At 64.5% G+C, this 21,458-nt stretch carries 17 protein-coding genes; 5 read left to right on the top strand and 12 right to left on the bottom strand.

Annotated elements, in window-relative coordinates; translation table 11 throughout:
* Positions 1-131: 131 nt before the first annotated feature.
* Together cphA and CTATCC11996_RS06420 are read right to left on the bottom strand one after the other, a co-directional pair.
* Positions 132-2,702 (bottom strand): cyanophycin synthetase, encoded by a 2,571-nt coding sequence (gene cphA, locus CTATCC11996_RS06425; protein ID WP_003074236.1) that lies wholly within the window; start codon positions 2,700-2,702, stop codon positions 132-134.
* Positions 2,703-2,797: 95 nt separating this feature from the next.
* Positions 2,798-4,978, bottom strand: coding sequence for a cyanophycin synthetase (locus tag CTATCC11996_RS06420; RefSeq protein ID WP_003074234.1), 2,181 nt, complete (start codon positions 4,976-4,978; stop codon positions 2,798-2,800).
* A 224-nt stretch (positions 4,979-5,202) separates the two neighbouring features.
* On the opposite strand from CTATCC11996_RS06420, the gene CTATCC11996_RS06415 reads away from it, so the two are divergent.
* The 3 genes from CTATCC11996_RS06415 to CTATCC11996_RS06405 all read left to right on the top strand — a co-directional run bounded on the left by CTATCC11996_RS06415 (position 5,203) and on the right by CTATCC11996_RS06405 (position 8,632).
* Complete coding sequence (locus CTATCC11996_RS06415; protein WP_034348289.1) at positions 5,203-7,500, top strand: cyanophycin metabolism-associated ABC transporter; 2,298 nt, start codon at positions 5,203-5,205, stop codon at positions 7,498-7,500.
* Positions 7,497-7,988, top strand: a complete 492-nt coding sequence (locus CTATCC11996_RS06410) for a cyanophycin metabolism-associated DUF1854 family protein (RefSeq protein WP_003074229.1) — start codon at positions 7,497-7,499, stop codon at positions 7,986-7,988. Before CTATCC11996_RS06415 ends, CTATCC11996_RS06410 begins: the two co-directional genes overlap by 4 nt.
* A 206-nt stretch (positions 7,989-8,194) precedes the next feature.
* Positions 8,195-8,632: a hypothetical protein gene (locus CTATCC11996_RS06405; RefSeq protein ID WP_003058834.1), complete on the top strand. Its 438-nt coding sequence runs from the start codon at positions 8,195-8,197 to the stop codon at positions 8,630-8,632.
* 66 nt (positions 8,633-8,698) lie between these two features.
* Here the strand turns inward: CTATCC11996_RS06405 and CTATCC11996_RS06400 are convergent, their stop codons facing one another.
* The 4 genes from CTATCC11996_RS06400 to gspF all read right to left on the bottom strand — a co-directional run bounded on the left by CTATCC11996_RS06400 (position 8,699) and on the right by gspF (position 12,774).
* Positions 8,699-9,166, bottom strand: a complete 468-nt coding sequence (locus CTATCC11996_RS06400; RefSeq protein WP_003074225.1) for an EF-hand domain-containing protein — start codon at positions 9,164-9,166, stop codon at positions 8,699-8,701.
* Positions 9,167-9,237: 71 nt separating this feature from the next.
* Complete coding sequence (locus CTATCC11996_RS06395) at positions 9,238-10,155, bottom strand: 5'-nucleotidase (RefSeq protein WP_003074223.1); 918 nt, start codon at positions 10,153-10,155, stop codon at positions 9,238-9,240.
* 61 nt (positions 10,156-10,216) lie between these two features.
* Positions 10,217-11,419: an ammonium transporter gene (locus CTATCC11996_RS06390; protein ID WP_003058831.1), complete on the bottom strand. Its 1,203-nt coding sequence runs from the start codon at positions 11,417-11,419 to the stop codon at positions 10,217-10,219.
* A 131-nt stretch (positions 11,420-11,550) separates the two neighbouring features.
* Entirely contained in the window at positions 11,551-12,774 is a 1,224-nt protein-coding gene (gspF, locus tag CTATCC11996_RS06385) for a type II secretion system inner membrane protein GspF (protein ID WP_003058830.1), read from the bottom strand.
* Between the two features lie 175 nt (positions 12,775-12,949).
* On the opposite strand from gspF, the gene CTATCC11996_RS06380 reads away from it, so the two are divergent.
* A complete protein-coding gene (locus CTATCC11996_RS06380) occupies positions 12,950-13,699 on the top strand; it encodes an SDR family NAD(P)-dependent oxidoreductase (RefSeq protein WP_003074221.1) in 750 nt (249 codons plus the stop codon).
* Positions 13,700-13,771: 72 nt separating this feature from the next.
* Here the strand turns inward: CTATCC11996_RS06380 and CTATCC11996_RS06375 are convergent, their stop codons facing one another.
* The 5 genes from CTATCC11996_RS06375 to CTATCC11996_RS06355 all read right to left on the bottom strand — a co-directional run bounded on the left by CTATCC11996_RS06375 (position 13,772) and on the right by CTATCC11996_RS06355 (position 18,729).
* Positions 13,772-14,428: a glutathione S-transferase family protein gene (locus CTATCC11996_RS06375; RefSeq protein ID WP_003058827.1), complete on the bottom strand. Its 657-nt coding sequence runs from the start codon at positions 14,426-14,428 to the stop codon at positions 13,772-13,774.
* A 93-nt stretch (positions 14,429-14,521) separates the two neighbouring features.
* On the bottom strand, positions 14,522-15,211 hold the full coding sequence (locus tag CTATCC11996_RS06370) for a helix-turn-helix transcriptional regulator (RefSeq protein WP_003058826.1): 690 nt from the start codon (positions 15,209-15,211) through the stop codon (positions 14,522-14,524).
* Between the two features lie 125 nt (positions 15,212-15,336).
* Entirely contained in the window at positions 15,337-16,344 is a 1,008-nt protein-coding gene (locus tag CTATCC11996_RS06365) for an LLM class flavin-dependent oxidoreductase (RefSeq protein ID WP_003074218.1), read from the bottom strand.
* 45 nt (positions 16,345-16,389) lie between these two features.
* A complete protein-coding gene (locus tag CTATCC11996_RS06360; protein ID WP_003074216.1) occupies positions 16,390-16,674 on the bottom strand; it encodes a hypothetical protein in 285 nt (94 codons plus the stop codon).
* Positions 16,675-16,770: 96 nt separating this feature from the next.
* The gene (locus CTATCC11996_RS06355; RefSeq protein ID WP_003074214.1) at positions 16,771-18,729 is read right to left on the bottom strand and encodes a hypothetical protein; all 1,959 of its coding nucleotides are present in this window, start codon (positions 18,727-18,729) and stop codon (positions 16,771-16,773) included.
* 172 nt (positions 18,730-18,901) lie between these two features.
* Here CTATCC11996_RS06355 and CTATCC11996_RS06350 point away from each other — a divergent pair, with 172 nt between their 5' ends.
* Positions 18,902-20,080: a helix-turn-helix transcriptional regulator gene (locus CTATCC11996_RS06350; protein WP_003074212.1), complete on the top strand. Its 1,179-nt coding sequence runs from the start codon at positions 18,902-18,904 to the stop codon at positions 20,078-20,080.
* A gap of 12 nt (positions 20,081-20,092) precedes the next feature.
* On the opposite strand, the gene CTATCC11996_RS06345 is transcribed toward CTATCC11996_RS06350, so the two are convergent.
* Entirely contained in the window at positions 20,093-21,454 is a 1,362-nt protein-coding gene (locus CTATCC11996_RS06345; protein ID WP_003058821.1) for a GspE/PulE family protein, read from the bottom strand.
* Between the last annotated feature and the right edge of the window lie 4 nt (positions 21,455-21,458).

The raw sequence follows: 21,458 nt of genomic DNA, 5'->3' as shown, positions 1-21,458 counted from the left end.
AGACAGCAAGCGCTTGGGCGGCCCCGCCGCCTCGCAGCGAGGGCTGCCCCAGCGAGGGCTGCCCCAGCGAGCCTGTCGTCCCCCTCGTGAGGGGGAAGGCGCGTCAGCGCCTCAGGGGGGCTGTTATGGGGTTACTGCCCTGCAACGTGTTTGCGCAGGTGCTCCAGAGCTTCTTCCACCTGGTCCACCAGCACCAGGCACAGGTCGCCGGGCTGCAGGCGCTCCAGTGCGTGGTCGATGGCGAGAAACTCGCCATGGATCTCGGTGCTGTAGCTGGTGCGCGGCGCGCCTTCCAGGCCCTTTTTCAGCAGGGCCAGCACTTCGCCATCCACGCGGCCACGCTGGCAGGCGTCCTGATAGAGCACCACTTCGTCGAACACCTTGCCCAGAATCTGGGTCTGTTCGGTGATGTCCTGGTCGCGGCGGTCACCGGCGCCCGAGATCACCACGCTGCGGCGCTTGGCAGGCATGGCTTCCACGGCCTGGGACAGCGCGCGAATGGCGTCCGGGTTGTGGCCGTAGTCGGCAATGATGGTGGCGCCCTTGTAATCCATCACATTGAAGCGGGCAGGGGCGTTGTCGCTGTCGTTGAGGAAGCCGGCCAGACCGCGGCGGATGGTCTGCCAGGGCAGGCCTGCGGCCCAGGCGGCACCGATGGATGCCATGACGTTTTCCACCTGGAAGGTGATGGTGCCGTTACGGGTCAGCGGAATGTCGCGCAGCGCGATGCTCTCGCGCCAGGATCCTTCCGCGGCCACGATGGCGTCGCCATCGACATAGACCACGCGGCTGCCCTGGGCACGGTGCGTGGCCATGACGGGGTGGTGGCGGTCGGCGGCGAAGAAGATGACCTTGCCGGGGCAGACATGGGCCATGGCCGCGACCAGCGGGTCGGCGGCGTTGAGCACGGCATAGCCGGTGGGCGCCACGTTCTGCACGATGACGCGCTTGAGAACGCCGACATCTTCCTTGGTGGTGATGAAGTTCAGACCCAGGTGGTCGCCTTCGCCCACGTTGGTGACCACGGCGACCTGACAGCGGTCAAAGCCCAGGCCTTCGCGCAAGATGCCGCCGCGTGCGCATTCCAGCACGGCCGCATCGGTCTCGGGGTGGGCCAGGGCGTTGCGCGCACTCTTGGGGCCGGAGCAGTCGCCGCTGTCGATCTGGCGACCGTTGACGTACACGCCGTCGGTATTGGTCATGGCGGTGCGCCAGCCATGCGAGGTGAACAGATGGGCGATCACTCGCGTGGTCGTGGTCTTGCCATTGGTGCCGGTGACGGCGACCAGGGGGATGCGGCCGTCGTCGCCGGGCGCGAACAGCTCGTCCACCATGGGAACGCCCACATTGCGGGGGCGGCCGAAGGAGGGCGCCAGGTGCATGCGCAGGCCGGGAGCGGCGTTGACTTCGACAATGCCGCCACTTTGCTCTTCCAGGGGCTTGAGCATGGTTTCGCAGACCACGTCCACGCCGCAGATATGCAGGCCGATGGTCTGTGCGGCCTCGATGGCGCGGGCGGCGATTTCGGGATGCACATCATCGGTCACATCGGTGGCACTGCCGCCGGTGGACAGATTGGCGTTGTTGCGCAGCACCACGCGCTGTCCCTGGGCGGGCACGCTGTCAGGCGTCAGGCCTTCGCTGGCAATGCGGGCGATGGCGATATCGTCCAGACGCACCTTGGTCAATGCCGTGCCGTGGCCGGAGCCGCGGCGCGGGTCCTGGTTGACGATGTTCACCAGCTCGCGGATGGTGTGCTGGCCGTCGCCCAGCACCTGGGGAGGCTCGCGGCGGGCGGCAGCGACCAGCTGGCCGCCGACGACCAGCATGCGGAAGTCATGGCCGGGCAAAAAGCGCTCGACGAGGATCTCGTCGCCAAACTCGCTGGCGGTCTTGTAAGCGGCTTCCAGACCTTCGCGGGTGGTGATGTTCACCACCACGCCCTTGCCCTGGTTGCCGTCCTGGGGTTTGACCACCACGGGCAGTCCCACTTCCTGGGCCACGGCCCAGGCGTCTTCCACGTCGGTGACGGGGCGGCCCATGGGCACGGGCACGCCGGCTGCATGCAGCAGGCGCTTGGTCAGGTCCTTGTCCTGCGCAATGGATTCGGCCACGGCGCTGGTGGAGTCCAGTTCGGCGGCCTGAAAACGGCGGGCGCGAGAGCCCCAGCCCAGCTGTACCAGAGAGCCGGTGGTCAGGCGACGGAAGGGAATGCCGCGCGCTACGGCGGCATCGACGATGGCGCCGGTCGAGGGGCCGATACGGTCGTCCTCGTCCAGCTCGCGCAGCTCGGCAATCGTTGCGTCGGCGTCGAAGGGCGTGTCGTTCAGTGCGGCCTGAATCAGGGCTTCGGCGCGCTCCATGGCCAGCTTGCCCACGGATTCCTCGGTGTACTCGACCACCACCTGGAAGGTGCCTTGCTCCACGGTCTCATGGGTGCGGCTGAAGGTGACGGGGCAGCCCGCCTGGGCCTGCAGCGACAGGGCGGCAACTTCCAGCACATGGGCCAGCGACAGGCGCTGGTCTGCGCCATGCGGCTGCAGCGTACCGATGGTGGGGAAACGCGCACGCAGCTTTTCTTCAAAGCCGGGCATGGCCGTGTACAGCAGCTCGCTGTCTTCGCAGTGCACGATGGCTTCGATGGCGGTGCTGCGGGTCCAGAGGTTGGGGCCGCGCAAGGCTCGGGTGCGAGTGATCTGCATAGTGTTTCTTTCAGCTGGATTTCAAGCTATTTCTTGGTTTGACGCTTATCTGATAAGCGTCAGCAGCTATATCTGTTGAAGCGTTTATGAGGCAATCAGGCCTGGTATTCAAAGGTCTTGATGCCGGCGCCGATCAGCTCGGGCGTGATGTCCAGGGCCCAGGCGGTGGCGATCGCAGCCAGCAGCGCGCTGGTGTCGGGGCGCTTGCCGCCGGCCAGGGACAGCGCTTGCAGCGTGCCCAGCACGCGTTCCTGGGTGCCGGTGGCCAGCACCACGTTGCTGCCCTTGATGAAGACGGCGCGGCCGCCTTCGTGACGGGCTTCGGTGTTGGCGCGGTGGGCGGCGACAAATTCATTGTCGGCGCCGGTGGCGTAGAGAATGACTTCGCCGTCGCACAGCTCGGCCAGATCGGCCACTTCGGGCAGGTCGGCGTTGAGCACGCCCGCACCTTCGTCCAGCACCACGTCGATCTGGGTGCGCATCACACGGCGCATCTGGCCGGGCTCCAGCACATCGTGATCGGCCAGTTGCTCGTAGCCGTCCATGTCGGTGACCACGCCGACCAGGCAGCGGTCATAGGCCAGGCCTTCTTCCAGAATGGAGCGGGCCGTGGTCTGGATGACGGCGGCTTCGGCCAGACGGTTGGTCAGCAGGCGATGGGCGCCGGCCCAGTTGGCGGTATTGGTTTTTTGTGTCTGGCGATTGGCGAGGAACATGCCTTCGCCGCTGGCCACGCCGGTCAGCTTGCCCGACAGCTGCAGCAGCCAGCCGACCAGGCGCGAGATGAAGGCGTTGTTGCGTGTGCCCACAATGCCGACCACGGGGATGCGACCGGCGCCGGCACCGTCTTCGCGGGGGAAGAGATGGTCGGCAATGGCCATACCCACGGGGCGCGGCGCGCCGCTGGTGGGCTTGAGATGCATCAGCAGGCCGGGGCCGGCGTTGACTTCCAGAATCGCGCCCTGGCCCTGCATGGGCTTGGAGACATCCTTGAGGATCATGTCCATGCCGGCAATGTCCAGGCCGACGATCTTGGCGGCCAGCACGGCGTAGTAAGCCACGTCGGGGTGCACGTCGTCCAGGCAGTCGATGGCCATATTGCCGTTGCGCTGCAGCAGCACGCTCTGGCCCTGGGGAATCACGCTGTCGGGCGTCACATGCTGGCGATTGAGTTCCAGCTTGACGGCGCCGGCTTCCAGATTGATCCAGTCCAGTGGGTATTCCTGCTCGGGACCGCGGCGCGGGTCCTGGTTCAGCACTTCCACCAGCTCGCGCAGCGTGGCATTGCCGTTGCCATAGACGGAAACCGTCTCGCCCTTGGTCGCCGCCACCACCTTGCCGCCTACAACCAGCAGGCGGTGCTCCACGCCGTCGATGAATTTTTCGACGATCACGTCCGAGCCTTCGGGCTGCGCCAGTGCAAACGCGGCCTTGATGTCCGCTTCCTTGGACAGCTCCAGGGTCACGCCACGGGCATGGTTGCCGTCCGAGGGCTTGACGGTCACGGGAAAGCCGATGTCCTGTGCCACTTCCCAGGCCTCTTCGGGCGATGCCACGATCTGGCCTTCGGGCACGGGCACGCCGCAGGCGGCCAGCAGGCGCTTGGTGAAGTCCTTGTCCTGGGCAATGCCTTCGGCGATGGCGCTGGTCTGGTCGGACTCTGCCGTCCAGATGCGGCGCTGCGCTGCGCCATAACCGAGCTGCACCAGATTGCCGTCGTTCAGGCGGATGTGGGGGATGCGGCGCTCGCTGGCGGCATCGACGATGCAGCCGGTCGAGGGGCCCAGGTAGCGGTCGTTGATGGCCGTCTTGATGGCATGCACGGCGGGCTTGAGGTCGAACGGCTCGTCATTGATGGCGGCCATCAGCAGCTTGTGCCCGTATTCCAGCGCCACGCGGGCCACGGCCTCTTCGGGGCAGCGGAACACCATGCGGTACACGCCGCGCCTGGAAATTTCGCGGGTCTGACCGAACTCGGCGGGCATGCCGGCCAGGTTCAGCAGCTCGATGATGACATGCTCCATCACATGGCCCATCCAGGTGCCGCCTTCCAGGCGCTGGATGAAGCCACCGCGCTCGCCGACGCCACAGGTGTGCTCGATCAGGTCGGGCAGCCAGCTGGTCAGGCGCTCGTTGAGGCCGGGAATCTTGTTGGACGGATAGTCCTCCAGCTCTCCCAGATCCAGCCAGACCTCCAGTACCGGGCGGTAGGTCCAGACACTGGGGCCACGCAGGAAAGTTGTGCGCAAGAGTTGGATGTCGTTGAATTTCGCCATGTTGATCAGCGGATAGGAATGAGGAGAGCAGGTTTTCTTAAACTCCTGCCCCTGATAGGTTGGCATTGTGCGCCCAGAATCTGCATTGTGAAGCTTGTCAGCCTAAATGCAGGTTCGCGCGTTAACCAGGGTGTATCGGACGTCAGGCGCAGCCATATTCACCATGCGATACGGTTGCCCGCATGACTCTTGGAGCCGCCATCGGCGGAGAAAAATAACTCAACATGCAACATCACCATACTGTGGACGCCTCGGCAGTCTTCGCCGGCCCCCTGGGGGGCGAGCTGCGAGCAAGACTCGCTGAACATGAAAACGTATTAGCCGTCGTCCCGGTTGACCTGAGTGCGGATTTGCAGTTCGGCAGCGGCCTGCTGGCCCTGACGCAGGAGCGTCTGCTGGCCTGCGATCCCAAGACCCAGCAGTGGCGTGAATGGGCCCTGGCGGTAGATCAAAGCCTGCGTCTGCAGGATCATGGCGGTGTGGGCAATCTGGAGCTGCATGACCCTCGCGAGCGTCTGGCGCACTGGCTCATCACCCTGAAGCACCAGACTGCCATGCTGCAGCTGATGCAGCAGTTCGACCGCCAGCGCGAGCGTATTGCCCGTCAGGAGGTCTACAGCGCGGTCAGCGAAGAGGATGTGGCGCATTGCCCGGTCTGCCACTCGGTGCTGCCGCCCGATACCGAAGAATGCCCTGCCTGCGCACGCCAGCAGGCGCCCCAGACCTCCACCTGGGTGCTGCTGCGCCTGTGGCGTTTTGCCAAGCCCTATCAGGGCCAGCTGCTGCTGGGCTTCTTGCTGACCCTGGCCACCACGGCGGCCCAGTTGGTGGCACCTTATCTGACCATCCCGCTGATGGACAAGATCCTGATCCCGTTCCAGAACGGTGAAAAAATCGACCGGGATCTCGTCTTCTTCTATCTGGGCATGCTGCTGCTGTCGGCGCTGCTGGCCTGGGCATTGGGCTGGGGACGTACTTTCGTGCTGGCCAAGGTGTCCGAGCGCATAGGCTCCAATCTGCGCACCACCACCTACAACCATTTGCTGAACCTGTCGGTGGATTACTACGGCAGCAAGCGCACGGGAGATCTGATGGCGCGTATCGGTGCCGAAACCGATCGCATCAATCTGTTTCTGTCGCTCAACGCACTTGATTTTGCGACCGATGTGCTGATGATCGTGATGACATCGGCCATCTTGTTCTCCATCAACCCCTGGCTGGCGCTGGTCACGCTGGTGCCGCTGCCTTTCATCGCCTGGATGATCCATACCGTGCGCGACCGCCTGCGCACCGGCTTCGAGAAGATAGACCGCGTCTGGTCCGAGGTGACCAATGTGCTGGCCGACACCATTCCAGGTATCCGCGTGGTCAAGGCCTTCGCCCAGGAAAAGCGTGAAGCAGACCGCTTTGCCGACGCCAACCTGATCAATCTGCAGGCCAACGACAAGGTCAACAAGACCTGGTCGCTGTTCACTCCCACGGTGACGCTGCTGACCGAGGTCGGCATTCTGGTGGTCTGGGGCTTCGGCATCTATCTGGTGGCCGGCGGCTCCATCACGGTCGGTGTGCTGACCGCATTCATCGCCTATATCGGCCGTTTCTATACCCGCCTGGATTCGATGAGCCGCATTGTCTCGGTCACGCAGAAGGCTGCTGCCGGTGCCAAGCGCATCTTCGACATCCTCGACCATGTGAGCAATGTGCCCGAGCCCAGCAACCCCGTGAAGCTGCCCGGCAAGGCCAAGGGCGCCATCACCATGGAGGATGTGGGCTTTCGCTACGGCAGCCGTGCCGTCATCAAGCATCTGAACCTGCAGATCAAGCCTGGCGAGATGATCGGCCTGGTCGGTCACAGCGGCTCGGGCAAGAGCACCCTGGTCAATCTGATCTGCCGTTTCTACGACGTCTCCGAGGGCTCCATCCAGCTCGACGGCGTGGATGTGCGCCGCATGTCCGTGTCCGACTACCGCAGCAATATCGGCCTGGTGCTGCAAGAGCCCTTTTTGTTCTTCGGCACGATCGCCGAGAACATCGCCTACGGCAAGCCCGACGCCACGCGCGAGGAAATCGTGGCTGCTGCACGTGCCGCCCATGCCCACGAGTTCATCCTGCGCCTGCCTCACGGCTATGACTCCCTGGTCGGCGAGCGCGGCCAGGGCCTGTCGGGTGGCGAGCGCCAGCGCATCTCCATCGCGCGTGCGCTGCTGATCGATCCGCGCATCCTGATCCTCGACGAAGCCACCTCGGCCGTGGATACCGAGACCGAAAAGGAAATCCAGAAGGCGCTGGACAATCTGGTCCAGGGTCGCACCACGATCGCCATTGCCCACCGTCTGTCCACCTTGCGCAAGGCCGACCGTCTGGTGGTCATGGATCGTGGCGAGATCGTCGAAGTGGGCCCGCACGATGAGCTGATGGACCTCAAGGGCCATTACTTCCGTCTGTACGACGCGCAGGCGCGCCGTGCCGAAGAGGATGCGCAAGCGGCCGGCCTGAAGTTGCAGACCAAGGAACCCCAATGATCGAAGCTCCCCAATCCAATCTGAACGGCATGCAGCTGGTGCGCAACGCCCATGGCCGTCTGGTGCTGACGCTGGGCAACGGCCTGGTCTACGAAGCGGTCGTTCCCGTGCGTGCATTTCCCATCGCGGCGCCTGCCGAAGGGCTATCGCTGATCGCCGCCGATGGCAAGGAAGCGTTGTGGGTGGCTCGCATGGCAGACCTGCAGCCCGAGCATCGCCAGCTGATCGAGCAGGACCTGGCGGTGCGGGAGTTTGTGCCGACCATCGAGCGCATCCTCAAAGTCTCCAGTTTTTCCACTCCCAGTACCTGGGATCTGCAGACGGATCGCGGTGCTACGCAGATGGTGCTCAAGGCCGAGGAAGACATCCGCAAGCTGGCCGGGCGCACCCGACTGCAGATCACGGGCCAGGATGGCGTGCAATACCGGATTCCCGACAGCAGCAAGCTGGACCGGCATTCGCGCAAGCTGCTGGAGCGCTTTCTGTAAGCCGCGCAGCGCAACGATCTCAAGGGCCTCGCATAATTGCGAGGCCCTTTTTTTGTATCAAATTGCAGGGTGACGCTTGATATATATAGGCTAATAGCTATCAAAACAGGATTGAAAATAATCCTACAGTTTTCTCAAGCGTGGCCGATAACAGGGCGAGATAGCTGATTTTCCGCCTGCACCTTTTTACTGCCGAGGGCCAAGCCATGCAAATTCCACCTCTAGACCGGACACAGACGCCCTGGCGTACCCAGGGGGCTGATTTGTATTCCACAGGCGCCTCTGGCGCCGCACCGGTGCGTCCCGTGAATGCGGTGAATGCCCCAGAGTCGGTTGACAAGATCGGCGAGGGCCGCACGGTGCGCGAACCCGAGAAGCCCTCGGCTCCCGATACCGAGAACCGCGACTGGACGCTGGCCGAGGAGGTCAAGCAAAAGGAAGAGGTCGAGGAGCCGCCCAAGGAACCCATCTCCAAGCAACTGATCGAGTTCATCCAGTCCATGTGGCGCGCCAGCGCCCAGGCGGTGGAGCAGGCGCAGGAAACCAGCAAGTCGGAGGATCTGCTGCAGAACAAGCAGACGGCGCGCAATGAGCCGCTGACTTATTCCGAGCCCAGGGTCAAGCGCAGCGGCAACGCCAAGTAAGGCGATTGCTTTGATTTTGATAGCTTATTACGCTTGATATTAAAGCGATTCAGCTATCTTTATACCTTATTTGCTTTCAGGGTCAGCGCTATCTGCTTCTGATTTGTGAGTGTCGTCCTTGGCCGGCGCAGCCGCCACGGCTTCGGCGGCCTTGGCCTTTTCACGCGCTGCCCGGTATTTGACGGCAAAGGCGCGCACTTCCTCATAGGTGACGAAGCCGTCCTTGTTGGTGTCGGTTTCGTCAAAGGCGGCGGCCAGCTTGGGGATGATGGCCACTTCCTTGCGACTGAGCTTGCCATCCTGATTGAAGTCCAGCATCTTGAATTGCTGCTGGGCCTTGATCTCGCCCTTGGAGAGCTGGGTTCCCTGTCTTTCCCCCATCTTGTCGCCGGCGGTTTCCTCGGCGCGCACCGTGGGCAGCAGCAGCACGGCGCTGGTCAGCAGCACGCCCATGGCGGTCTTCATGACCGAGCTGCTGCGCGCGACGATGGGGTGGTTCTTGGCTTTTGACATAGCGATATAGATGAGGGCCATGACGGCATTCTCAAGCTCCGGCCCGCCGCACTTTCAAAGTTTTGCATTCGCTTGCCGGACTTTGCCAAGCTTTACGTAGGCAGCGCTGCCTTGTCATGGGCAATGCCGCTGCGCACATGGCCCGAGGGAACATGTCCGGCCGCATTGCGCACATGGCCGGTCTGGTCGTCGAAGAAGAAGTCGGGCTCGAACTCGCGCAGAAAACCGCCCTTGGCCAGTCCGCCGAGGAACATGGCCTCATCGACATCGATCTTCCAGTCCATCAGCGTATTGAGCGCGCGCTCATGGGCCGGGGCGCTGCGCGCCGTGACCAAGGCCGTGCGCACGCGCATGCCGGCCACATCGGCCTGCTGCAGCCGGTGCAGGGCGGCCAGCAGGGGCTTGAACGGGCCTTCGGGCAGCGGCTGGGCGGCTTTTTCGAGCTCATGCTGCTGGAATGCCTCCAGGCCCTGGGCCTGGAAGATGCGTTCGGCCTCGTCGGAGAACAGCACGGCATCTCCGTCGAAAGCGATGCGCACCTCGCGCGGATGGCTGCTGCTGGCACGCATGGAGTCGGTGAACACATGGGCGGCCGGGTAGCCCAGCTGCAGTGCCTGCGTCACGTCATCGGCATTCGCCGACAGAAACAGCTGGGCTCCCAGCGGACGCAGATAGCCGAAGGGGTCGCGCCCCTGGGTGAATACGCCGCGCTGTATGGAGTGCAGGCCGTGGGCCTTGGCCGAGCGGAAGACGCGCATGCCGCTGACGGGGTCGTTGCGCGAGAGCAGCACCACCTCCACATGCTGCTGTCCCTCGGTGTTGAAGGCCAGCAGCTTCTTGACCAGCGAGAAGGCCACGCCGGGTGCGGCAGGCACGTCCAGCCGCTCGCGCTGCAGGCGCAGATAGCTCGCCGGGTCGCTGTCCTCGAAGAGGCGATTTTCCTCCTCGAAATCGAACAGGGCTCGCGAGGAGATGGCGACGACGAGCTTGTCGTTCAGGGTCATGGCCATGGCGGTACGGCTTTGAGCGGATGTGCAGACAAGGTCCGATGATACGCAGGCCGAAGCTCCCTCACCAGTTGGCTTCGCGCTCTGGCGTGGCACTGATGTGGTGGATGGACAGGTCGGCGCCGTCGAATTCCTGCTCCTGGCTCAGACGCAGCCCCATGGTCTTCTTGAGCAGGCCGTAGACCAGCAGGCCGCCCAGCGCGGCCCAGGCCACGCCCATCAGCGTGCCTATGAGCTGGGCCAGCGGATGCACGCCGCCAAGCCCGCCCAGTGCCTGCGTGCCGAAGATGCCGGCCGCAATGCCGCCCCAGGCGCCGCACAGACCGTGCAGCGGCCACACGCCCAGCACGTCGTCGATCTTCCATTTGTTCTGGGTCAGCGTGAACATGAATACAAAGATGGCGCCGGCGGCAGCCCCCACGACCAGCGCCCCCAGGGGGTGCATCAGATCCGAGCCCGCGCAGACCGCGACCAGGCCGGCCAGCGGGCCGTTGTGCACAAAACCCGGGTCGTTTTTGCCCACTGCCAGGGCTGCCAGCGTGCCGCCCACCATGGCCATCAGCGAGTTCACGGCGACCAGACCCGAGATCTTGTCCAGACTCTGGGCACTCATCACATTGAAGCCGAACCAGCCCACGATCAGAATCCAGGCGCCCAGGGCCAGAAAGGGGATGCTGGAGGGCGGAGTGGCGGCAATCGCTCCGCCCTGGCGGTAACGGTTGCGGCGCGGGCCCAGCAGCAGCACGGCTCCCAGGGCGATCCAGCCGCCCACGGCGTGAACGACCACGCTGCCGGCAAAGTCATGGAATTCGGCGCCGGTCAGCGCCTTGATCCAGGCCTGCACGCCGAAATGCTGGTTCCAGGCAATGCCCTCGAAGAAGGGGTAGATCAGGCCCACGATCATGGCGGTTGCGATCAGCTGGGGCCAGAACTTGGCGCGCTCGGCAATGCCGCCCGAGATGATGGCGGGAATGGCAGCGGCAAAGGTCAGCAGAAAGAAGAACTTGACCAGGCCGTAGCCGTTGAGTGCCGCCAGCTGCTCGGCGCCCACGAAAAAGTGCGTACCGTAGGCCACGCCATAGCCGAGAGCGAAATAGACCACGGTGGAGACCGAGAAGTCGACCAGGATCTTGACCAGGGCATTGACCTGGTTCTTGCGGCGCACGGTGCCCAGTTCCAGGAAGGCGAAACCGGCGTGCATGGCCAGGACCATGACGGCGCCCATCAGAATGAACAGGGCATCCGCGCCCTGTTTTAGTGCTTGCATGAAAACGCTCCAGCTGAAATTTGCTATTTATTGGTGCGAAATTGCGGAAAAAATCCGCAATGCACTAAAAGAAAGCAAGAATTGCGCCAAGCTGGAGTGGGCGCTTCCGCACCGTTGCGGGCGCGGCCGGCCTATTTGACGAACTGGTTGAGCTGGATGATGGGCATGAGCACGGCCAGCACGATGAGCATGACCACCAGCCCCATGACGACGATCAGCAGGGGCTCCAGAATCGTGGCCAGGTGCATGGCACGGCGCTGGACCTCGGTGGACAGCTGGGTGGCGGCACGCTGCAGCATCAGCGGCAGCTGGCCCGTCTGCTCGCCCAGCCGCGCGAACATGGCAACCAGGCCCGGAAAGCGCTTCTTCTGAGCCAGGGCCGAGGCCAGTGGCGCACCTTCGCGCACCAGCACCAGCGCATCCATGGCATCGGCGCGCAGGGCGCGGTTGTTCAGCGTCTCGGCGGCGGCCTGCAGGGCCTTGAGAATGGGTACGCCCGCTCCGGCCAGCATGGCCAGCGTGCCGGCAAAGCGCGCCGCGTTATAGCTGCGCGAGAGCCGGCCTATGAGCGGCAGACGCAGCCACTGGGCATCGAAGCGCTCGCGAAAGGCCTCGTTCCTGAGCGCCAGCCGAAGGCCCACGGCAGCCAGCAGCACCACGGCCAGCATGAACCAGCCGTAGTGGCGCACAAAGTCGCTGATGCCGAGCATGACCACGGTGAGAAACGGCAGCGCACGCTTGGTGCCGGCAAACACGCCGGCCACCTGCGGCACCACATAGCTGACCAGAAAGACCACGATGACGATGGCCACCAGAGTCACGATGGCCGGATACAGCGAGGCGCCGATGAGCTTGGACTGCAAGGCCTGGCGCGCCTCCAGGTCGTCGGCCAGGTTTTCCAGCACCGGGCCCAGGCTGCCGCTGGATTCGCCGGCACCGATCACGGCGCAGAAGATGTCGGAAAACTCGCGTGGGTGCTGCTCCAGTGCCCTGGCAAAGCTGGAGCCGGCATTGACTTCGGCCCTCAGCGCTGCAACCAGTTGATGCTGGCGTTCGTCCTCGGCTTCCTCGGCCAGCGCGGCCAGCGCGCGCTCTATGGGCAGGCCCGAGCTGACCAGCCCCGAGAGCTGGCGCGTCCATACCGCCAGACTGGTGGAGTTGAAGACCGGGCGCGTGAACCATCCGGAAGCGCCGGTGCGGTCCTGGCCCTTGCCTGCGGCGACGGGCTCGACCTGCAGCGGCACCAGGGCCTGGCTGCGCAGCTGGCTGCGCGCGGCACGGGCGTTGTCGGCTTCCAGGGTGCCCTTGCGGGTCTGGCCCTGGGCATCCAGGGCTTCAAAGGTAAAGGCGGGCATGCGCGAATCGATCTGAGAGGTGAGGGGTTAGAACGTAAACACGTTCTCAGGATGGTAGCGACTAATGATGTCAGCACATCGGCATTGGAGAGCGCGCAGCAGACTTGAGGCAGGTCATGACGGGCGCAGGCTGGGTCGGCACAATGGCCTGCCGATTCAAGAATGCGAGGTTTCGATGCTCAAGGACAAGGTTGCATTGGTGACGGGAGCTGCGTCCGGCATAGGCCGCTGTGTGGCGCTGACATGGGCCAGGGAAGGCGCGCGCGTGGTGCTGGCCGACCTCAACGAGGAGCAGGGCCATGAGAGCGCAGCCCTGGTGCGCGAGCTGGGCGCCGAGGCACTGTATCTGCGCGCCGACGCCGGCAGCGCGGCGGATCACGAAGCACTGGTGGCCTTGACCATGCGCCACTTCGGCCGCCTGGATGTGGCCTGCAACAACGCCGGCATCGGCGGAGCCAGTGCACCCACGGCCGACTATCCACTCGATGCCTGGGAGCAGGTGCTGCGCGTCAATCTCTCGGGCGTCTTCTATGCCTGCAAATACCAGATCGCCGCCATGCTGCAGGGCGGTGGCGGCTCCATCATCAACATGGCGTCCATACTCGGCGCCGTGGGCTTTGCCAACTCTGCAGCTTATACGGCCGCCAAGCATGGCGTGCTGGGCCTGACCAAGGCCGCCGCGCTCGAATATTCGGCCAGGGGCGTGCGCGTCAATGCCGTGGGGCCGGGCTTTATCCACACTCCTATGATCAGCGGTCTGGAGCAGGACCCGGCTACGCATGCGGCGCTGGTGGCGGCCCACCCCATGGGACGCCTGGGCCAGCCCGAGGAGATCGCCGAGCTGGTGGCCTGGCTGGCCAGCGACCGCGCGTCGTTTGTGACGGGCGCTTATTACCCGGTCGACGGCGGCTACCTGGCACGCTGAGTGCTCTGCAGCGGCTTGCTATAGGTTTTGATGACCCTGCGCCTGACTGGCGATCGCTGCAGGCCAAAACCTTTAAACGACCGGCGCCATGGCGGCGGCTTGCATATCGCCGTCGATCTCGTCGGCGCGCACCGAGGCTGCACGCTGCAGCAGCGGCGTGGCATAGGCCTCGAATTCGGGCCGCTTGGGCAAGCTGCCGTCCATCATGCTCCATCCGATGTAGCTGGCCAGATACAGATCGGCGGCCGTGAAGTGGTCGCCGCAGACATAGCGTTTTCCGGCCACCGCATGCAGCAAGGTGTTCAGCACATCGTCAAAGCGGCCAAAGCCTGCGCTCATGGCCTGCTGATGCGTTTGCGATTGCAGCCAGCCTTCGTTGCGGGCGGTTGTGACGGCCTCCACCGGCCCGGCGACAAAGAACAGCCAGCGAAAGTAGCTGGCCCGTTCCGGGCTGCCCATCACCGGGGCCAGTCGTTTCTCGGGGAAAAGCTCGGCCAGATAGGCGAGGATGGCTCCGGTCTCGGTGATCACGGCATCGCCATGCTGCAGCGCCGGTACCTTGCCCATGGGGTTGATGGACAGGTACTCGGGCGACTTCATCTCAGGTCCGAATTCCAGCTCAACGGTTTCATAGTCGGCACCGCATTCCTCCAGCATCCAGCGCACCATGCGGGCGCGTGATCTGGGGTTGCTGAAAAAGCGCAGCTTGGGCTGGTGAGATGTGGACATTGCGGCTCTCCTTGACGGGCTGTTGTGACATGGCAAAAACGCCATGCAGCCAATGTAGGAGCGGGGGCTGACAGTTTCTGTCAGCAGCGCCGTTCAATCCAGCGTATAGCCGGTTTCGTCCAGCCAGCGCTGTATCAGTGCCTGGCGCCTTTGCGGATAGCGTTCGCCCAGATCCTCCAGCGAATCCACGCGGTCGGCGCGAAAGTGACGAAAGGCCTGGCGCAATTCGCACCATGCCGATACCACGCGGCTGCGCTCGAAGTAGGCCATGGCAAACGGCCAGATCCGGCGCTGGCTCGGCACGCCATGTTGGTCACGGTAGTGCAGCACGACCTTGTGTTCGGCACGGATGGCGCGGCGCAGCGCCGCCTGCCACGGCTCGGCCGGCGGGTCGTTCTGCATATTGGGAACCAGCAGGCCGCTGGTGTCGACGGCGATGCGCAGCTCCAGTGGCAGTGCCGAACGGATGCGGTCCATGGCGGCGGTGGCAGCCTGGGCCAGTTGCGGATCGGCCTGCAGGCTGGCCCAGCGTGCGCCCAGCAGCAGCGCCTCCAGCTCGTCGGCGTTGAACATCAGGGGCGGCAGCAAAAAGCCGGGCCGCATCTCGAAGCCTATGCCGGGGTCGCCCAGAATGTCGGCACCCTGAGTGCGCAAGGTTGCGATGTCGCGGTACAGCGTGCGCAGGCTGACGCCCAGCGCCTGGGCCAGCTCGGGCCCGGTCTGCGGCTGACGGGCGCGGCGCAGCGTATCCAGCAATTGCAGCAGACGGGCGGAACGGCTCATGGGCGAAATTCGAGAGGTGAACGACGCAGGAGTTTGGCATGCTCTCATGCCAGGACGCCGGTCTGTCGCTATCCCTGAGCTTCCTCCTGCCGCACAGCGAGAGAGGAGGGCGCTGCCATGATCGCTCAGGCGGCGGTGTTCATGGCGCCAGCCGTGATCTCCAGACTGCGCAGGCGCAGCTCGGCGTCATAGACATCGCTGACGATCATGAATTCATCGGCCTGGGTCTCGTCGGCCAGCTTTTGCAGGCCCTGGCGCACGGTATCCGGGCCGCCGATGACGCCCACGGCCAGAAAATCGGCAATCGCCGCCTGGGCGCGCCCGTCCAGCTGCTCCCAGAAGTCCGGTATCGGGGGCATGAGACGGGTGCGGTTGCCGGTCAGGATGCCGAGCACGCGCTGATAGGTGCTGCTGGCCAGAAACCGGGCCTCTTCATCGCTGGGGGCTGCAATCACCGGCACGCCGACAATCGCGTAAGGCTTGGCCAGTGTGGCACTGGGCTTGAACATCTGGCGGTACAGGGCCAGGGCCTGGTGCAGCATGCGCGGCGCAAAGTGCGAGGCAAAGGCATAGGGCAGGCCCATGTGTGCAGCCAGCTGGGCCGAGAACAGGCTGGAGCCCAGCAGCCAGATCGGGACATGCGTGCCCGCGCCCGGCATGGCGATGATGCGGGCGCCATCCTGGTGATCGCCCAGCAGGCGCTGCAGCTCCTGTACGTCACGAGGGAAGTCCTCCTCGGTCTCGACGCGGTCACGGCGCAGGGCGCGCATGGTCGCACCGTCGGTGCCCGGCGCGCGACCCAGACCCAGGTCGATGCGGCCCGGGTAGAGCTCGGCCAGCGTGCCGAAGGCCTCGGCCACCACCAGCGGTGCATGGTTGGGCAGCATGATGCCGCCCGAGCCTACACGAATCTTCTGCGTGGCACCTGCGATGTGGCCGATCAGCACGGCTGTGGCCGAACTCGCAATGCCCGGCATATTGTGGTGCTCGGCCAGCCAGTAGCGGGTGAAGCCCAGCTTCTCGGCCTGCTGCGCGGTGCGCACGGCAATCTGCAGAGCATCGGCCACCGTTGCGCCTTCGCGCACGGCGACCAGGTCCAGCATGGACAGCTTGACGTTGTTCAGGGATTTCATGGCGATTGATCTATATGGTTTTGATAGCTTGCAGCGTTTTGGGGGTCAGCGTTTACGGCCGATCTCACGTCCAAAAACAATGCCGACCAGCACACCCCAGGCCAGCAGCACGGCGGCCATGGCGTAGTAGGTGCTGCCGGCCTGCATGGCAAATACCGAGCCCAGCAAGGCCACCAGCGCCGCCATGCGGATCACGCGGCGCAACTGGTCCACGGGCAGGCGGGCCTTGAGGTTGAACAGCACGGCGAGGCTGACAATGGCCAGGGCGATCAGCAGCAGAAACAGATCGCCGCCATAGGGCTGGACGGAAGTGCGAAGGTTTTCAAGCATGGCAACGATTCTGGCAAAGGCTCAATGACCGCTGCTGACTGAGGCCATGCATGAAAAAAGCCCACCGTGAGGTGGGCTGTGCAGCGAGGCGGGGAGTCAGTTCAGGCCGAGGGCGGCAAGCAGCGCATCGGCTGCAGTGCCATTGAGCCGCTGCTGATTGCTGACCATCTGCTTGTCCCGATAGCCGACATAGGTGATGCCGCCCCGTTCGACGAACAGGCGGTAGTTCTGGAAGTTGCTGACATTGAGCTGGGTGGGCTCCTGCGTGAAGCGCAGCACCTTGGCATCTGCCTGGGTGGCGATGCTGTAGTTGCTGACCAGGATCGTCTTGCAGGTGGACACTCCGTTGATGAACAGGGTCCGGTTGTTGGGCAAGGTGCTCATATCGCCCTCACATTCATAAAAGCGTGCGCGCTGCTCGCCGCCGTTCTCGAAACCCACCATATAGCGCTTGTAGGCAGCACTGCCATCGGGCTTGAGATAGTCGCGGCGGCCGACCAGCACGCGCGAGTTGTTGCCGTGCACTTCGGCGGCCGAGACATTGGGCGCGAAGTCGCCGGCGTTCCACGCGATGAATTCCGCAAGCGTCGCGCTACGCCAGGTGCTGGTGTCAGGGTTGTTCGGGGCGTCGGCACGGGCAATGGTGGCGCGGTTGGCGTTGTTGCTCAGGTAGTAGTCGCTGCCGCCCAGATCGGTGACGGTGCGATAGCTGAGCGTGGAGCCGCTGGGGAAGGTCGTTTCGGCGGGAACCTGATCGGGCCTGGGGCCCCAGCTGGCAAAGCTGCCGTCGGCCGCGTCCTGCCACGGTGCGGAGCGGATCTCGGTGACGATATCGCGCATCTTCAGGCCGGTGATATTGCGCACGCTTTGCTTGGCTCTGCTGGCCAGGCTCTTGCAGTACAGGGATTCGGTCTCGCCGCTGGCAAGGCTGGTGACCTGCTGCACGAAATCGGTGGGACAGGCAAACCATTCACTGCCGGTCCAATAGACCTGCGGCCGGGTCCAGGGCTGCTCCAGGCCGCCAGCCACGCGCTCGCGGAATTCCGTGAAATAGCGTTTGCCGTTGGCATCGGGCGTGTTCTGCTCGGCCGTGGCTTCGAAAGCCCGGATGTAGTAGTTGCTGGTGTCGCTAAAGCTGAGCCAGCGCAGCTGAGTGCTCGGCGCGGGGCCGCCGGCCTCGGGGCTGCTGGATTGCGACTGCATGGCTGCGATCAGGCCCACATTGCCGGCCGTGACGCCCGAGGCGCTGGCCACCTGCTGGGCGGCGGTCTCCATGGCGGATTGCTTGTCCTTCATGGAGGTGCTGGTGTCGCTGAGGGCGGGGTTGTCCAGCACGGCCGTGGCCAGGGTTTGCAACTGCTGCAGCAGCACGCTGTTGACGGCGGCATTGAGCTGCACCGAAGTCAGCGGTGCGCCGTCGACGCCTGTTGCGCCCGCCGTGTTGGTGAGCTGGGTCTGGGTGGTCACCACGATCAGGCGCGCCATGGTGGCGGCCAGCTTGCCGGCGTTGCTGCCGTCCTGGGTGAAATCCGCCAGCGCCGAAGCGCCCAGGCCCAGCTGGCTCTGGATGGCTGCTGCCGCATCGCTGGTGCTGCTGCCCGTGGCCCGGCTGTGCGCCTGCACCAGGGTGCTCAGCGGGCTGACGACGCCAGGCTGATCGGCGGGCGCTCGGAGCATGAAGGCCACGGGAACGGCGCCGGTGTCGGCATCGACGGAGTCCTTGGTGACCAGGGCCAGAATCGGGTATTTGCCCGCATCGGCCTCGGGCACTTCCAGGCTGGCCTGGCCGGAGGCATTGGTGACGGCACTGGGCTCTTCACTGTCACAGCTGCCGTTGTCATTTCTGTCCAGGCAGACTTTGACGTTCTGCAAGGCGCCGTCGATCACGGTGGTGGAGATCGATTTTGTGGCCGGAGCCGGGGCGGGCGACGGAGCGGGAGACGTGCTGTCGCTGCCGCCGCCGCCGCCGCAGCCGGCAATGGAGGCAATCAGGATCAGGGTGCCCAGGGACACTGAGCGGCGGATGAATGGTGTGGTGGCGGGGGCTTGTGACATGGCGGCCTTTGGTTGAGAGAGTGGCTGCCTTGTTTGTAAGTACTTGTTGTCGCGAAAACATCACCAAAATGGGCGAAGGGTTTGCAGCGATTTCAAAGTGTGAGTAAATGAAATAAATCCCCGGCGAAGGGCCATCAGGCGCTTGCTGTGGCGAGCCTTGGAAGGGGGCTCTATGGCGGTAGCGCATCTGCCTTTGGTGTTGCAGGAACGGGTTCCTGCATTGATAGCGGCCATCTACGAGTCGGCGCTGGAGCCGGTGCGCTGGCAGGGCTTTCTGGCCCTGTTCGGTTCGGCACTGCGTTCGCCGGCCAGCGTGATCTGGGCCAACGACTTCGCGCAGCGGACGGTGGATCTGGACGGGGGCTTCGGCACTTTCGGCGCCAGCCAGGGCTTTGCCACCGCCGAACTCGAAAGCTTTGCCGCGCACTACTGTCAGTGCAATGTCTGGCTGCAGGACCAGAGCCTGCATAGACCGGGCACGGTGGTGAATTCCTCCACCCTGTTTCCCGACCAGAGCCTGCCGGGTACCGAATGGTATGGCGACTGGCTGCAGCCCCAGGATCTGTTCTATTCCTGCGCGGCCGTGGTCGACAACCAGCATGACCGCTCGTTCAACATCACGGTTGTCAGGCCGCATGCGGTGGGTGCCTACAGCGCCGAAGAGCTGGGCCTGGTGCAGCAGCTCATGCCGCATCTGCAGACCGCGTTTGCGATGCACCGACGCCTGTACCGCACCCAGGCATTGCTCAACGCATCGCTGTCCGTGCTGGAGGATCTGCCGGTGGGCGTGGTTCTTCTGGACGAACGTGCTGCCGTGATGCATGCCAGCAGCCGGGCCTTGCGCCTGATGGAGCAAAGCCAGCTGATATATCGCGCAGCTGACGAGAGCCTGCAGGCCACCAATGCCGCAGACCAGCGCTGGCTGCAGAAAGCCATGCGGGACTGTGTTGCCACAGGGCTGGGCAAGGGGCAGCACCACGGCCGGGCCAGCCGCTTCACAGGGCTGGCTGGACAGCAGCTACAGGTCATGGTGTCGCCCTTGCCCCTACATAGCAGTCCCTATGGCGAGCGCAGTGCCGCCATGCTGCTGATCAGCGATCCGGCGCTGAGCATTCCCTCGTTGCAGGAGTTGCTGCGCAATCTGTACCGGCTCACGCTGGCAGAGGCTCAGCTGGCCCAGGCGCTGATCAATGGCTGGACCCTGCAGGAGTTCGCCGAGAGACAAGGCCTGTCCATCCATACCGCGCGTTCGCAGTTCAAATCGGCGGCGGTCAAGGTGGGGGTGGGGCGGCAGGCCGATTTCGTGCGCGTGCTGCTCACGGGCCCGGCCATGCTGCGCTGGCGCGAGTGAGCCCGTGGCCTCTCAGTCGCGCGTGACGCGCATGACCTCGGCCTGAGTGGTGATGCCTTCGCGCACCAGGCGTTCGCCATCCTCGCGCATCAGCTGCATACCTGCCGCCATGGCGGTCTCGCGAATCTCTGCCTCGCTGGCGCCGCGATGGATCTGGGCGCGAATGGCGTCGTCCACCGCCAGCAGCTCGAAGATGCCGGTGCGGCCCCGGTAGCCGCTGGGCTCGCTCTGGTCGACCTTGCGCACCAAGCGCTGTGCCAGCACTCCCAGCAGTGAGGACGACAGCAAAAAGGGTTCGACCCCCATGTCGATCAGGCGGGTGACGGCGCTGGGCGCGTCATTGGTGTGCAGCGTGGCCAGCACCAGGTGGCCGGTGAGCGAAGCCTGGATGGCGATCTGCGCGGTTTCGAAGTCGCGGATTTCGCCGATCATGATCACGTCCGGGTCCTGGCGCAGCAGGGCGCGCAAGGCCTTGGCAAAGGTCAGCTCGATCTTGGCGTTGACCTGGGTCTGACCCACGCCGGCCAGCTCATATTCGATGGGGTCTTCCACCGTCATGATGTTGCTGTGGCTGGCATCCATGCGCTGCAGCGCGGCGTAGAGCGTGGTGGTTTTGCCCGAGCCCGTGGGGCCGGTGACCAGCACGATGCCGTGGGGCTGCGCCGTGAGATGGGTGAAGCGCCTGAGCGTCTCGCCGCCCATGCCAACGGCTTCCAGGCTGAGCTTGCTCTCGCTCTTGTCCAGCAGACGCAGCACGGCGCGCTCGCCGTGGGCACTGGGCAGGGTGGAGACGCGCACGTCAATGGCTCGCGTGCCCAGGCGCAGGCTGATGCGCCCGTCCTGGGGCAGGCGTTTCTCGGCAATGTCCAGGTCGGCCATGATCTTCAGGCGACTGATCAGGGCGGCGTGCAGGGCCCGGTTGGGCTGCACTACCTCACGCAAATCGCCGTCCACGCGAAAGCGCACGCTGGAATGGCGCTCGTAGGGCTCGATATGGATATCCGAAGCACCGTCGCGTGCCGCCTGCGTGAGCAGGGCGTTGAGCATGCGGATGATGGGGGCGTCGTCCGCGGTCTCCAGCAAGTCCTCCACGGCTGGCAGCTCCTGCATCATGCGCGTCAGATCGGCATCGGACTCTACCTCGCTGACCACCATGGCCGCGCTGGAGTCGCTTTGCGCATAGGCCGCGCTGATGCGATGGGCCAGCGCGCCGCTGTCCAGCAGCTGCCAACGCTGCACCGCATGCTTGCGCTGCACTTCGGAGATGGCCGACCAGTCGGGATGCGGACCATGCCAGAGCACGGGCTCCTGGCCGTCATCCTCGATCAGCAACTGGCTGCTGCGGGCAAAGCCATAGGGCAGGGGGTAGCGCATGCGT

Source organism: Comamonas testosteroni ATCC 11996 (assembly GCF_000241525.1).
Lineage (GTDB): Bacteria > Pseudomonadota > Gammaproteobacteria > Burkholderiales > Burkholderiaceae_C > Comamonas > Comamonas testosteroni.
This window is presented reverse-complemented; position numbering and strand designations above follow the sequence as displayed.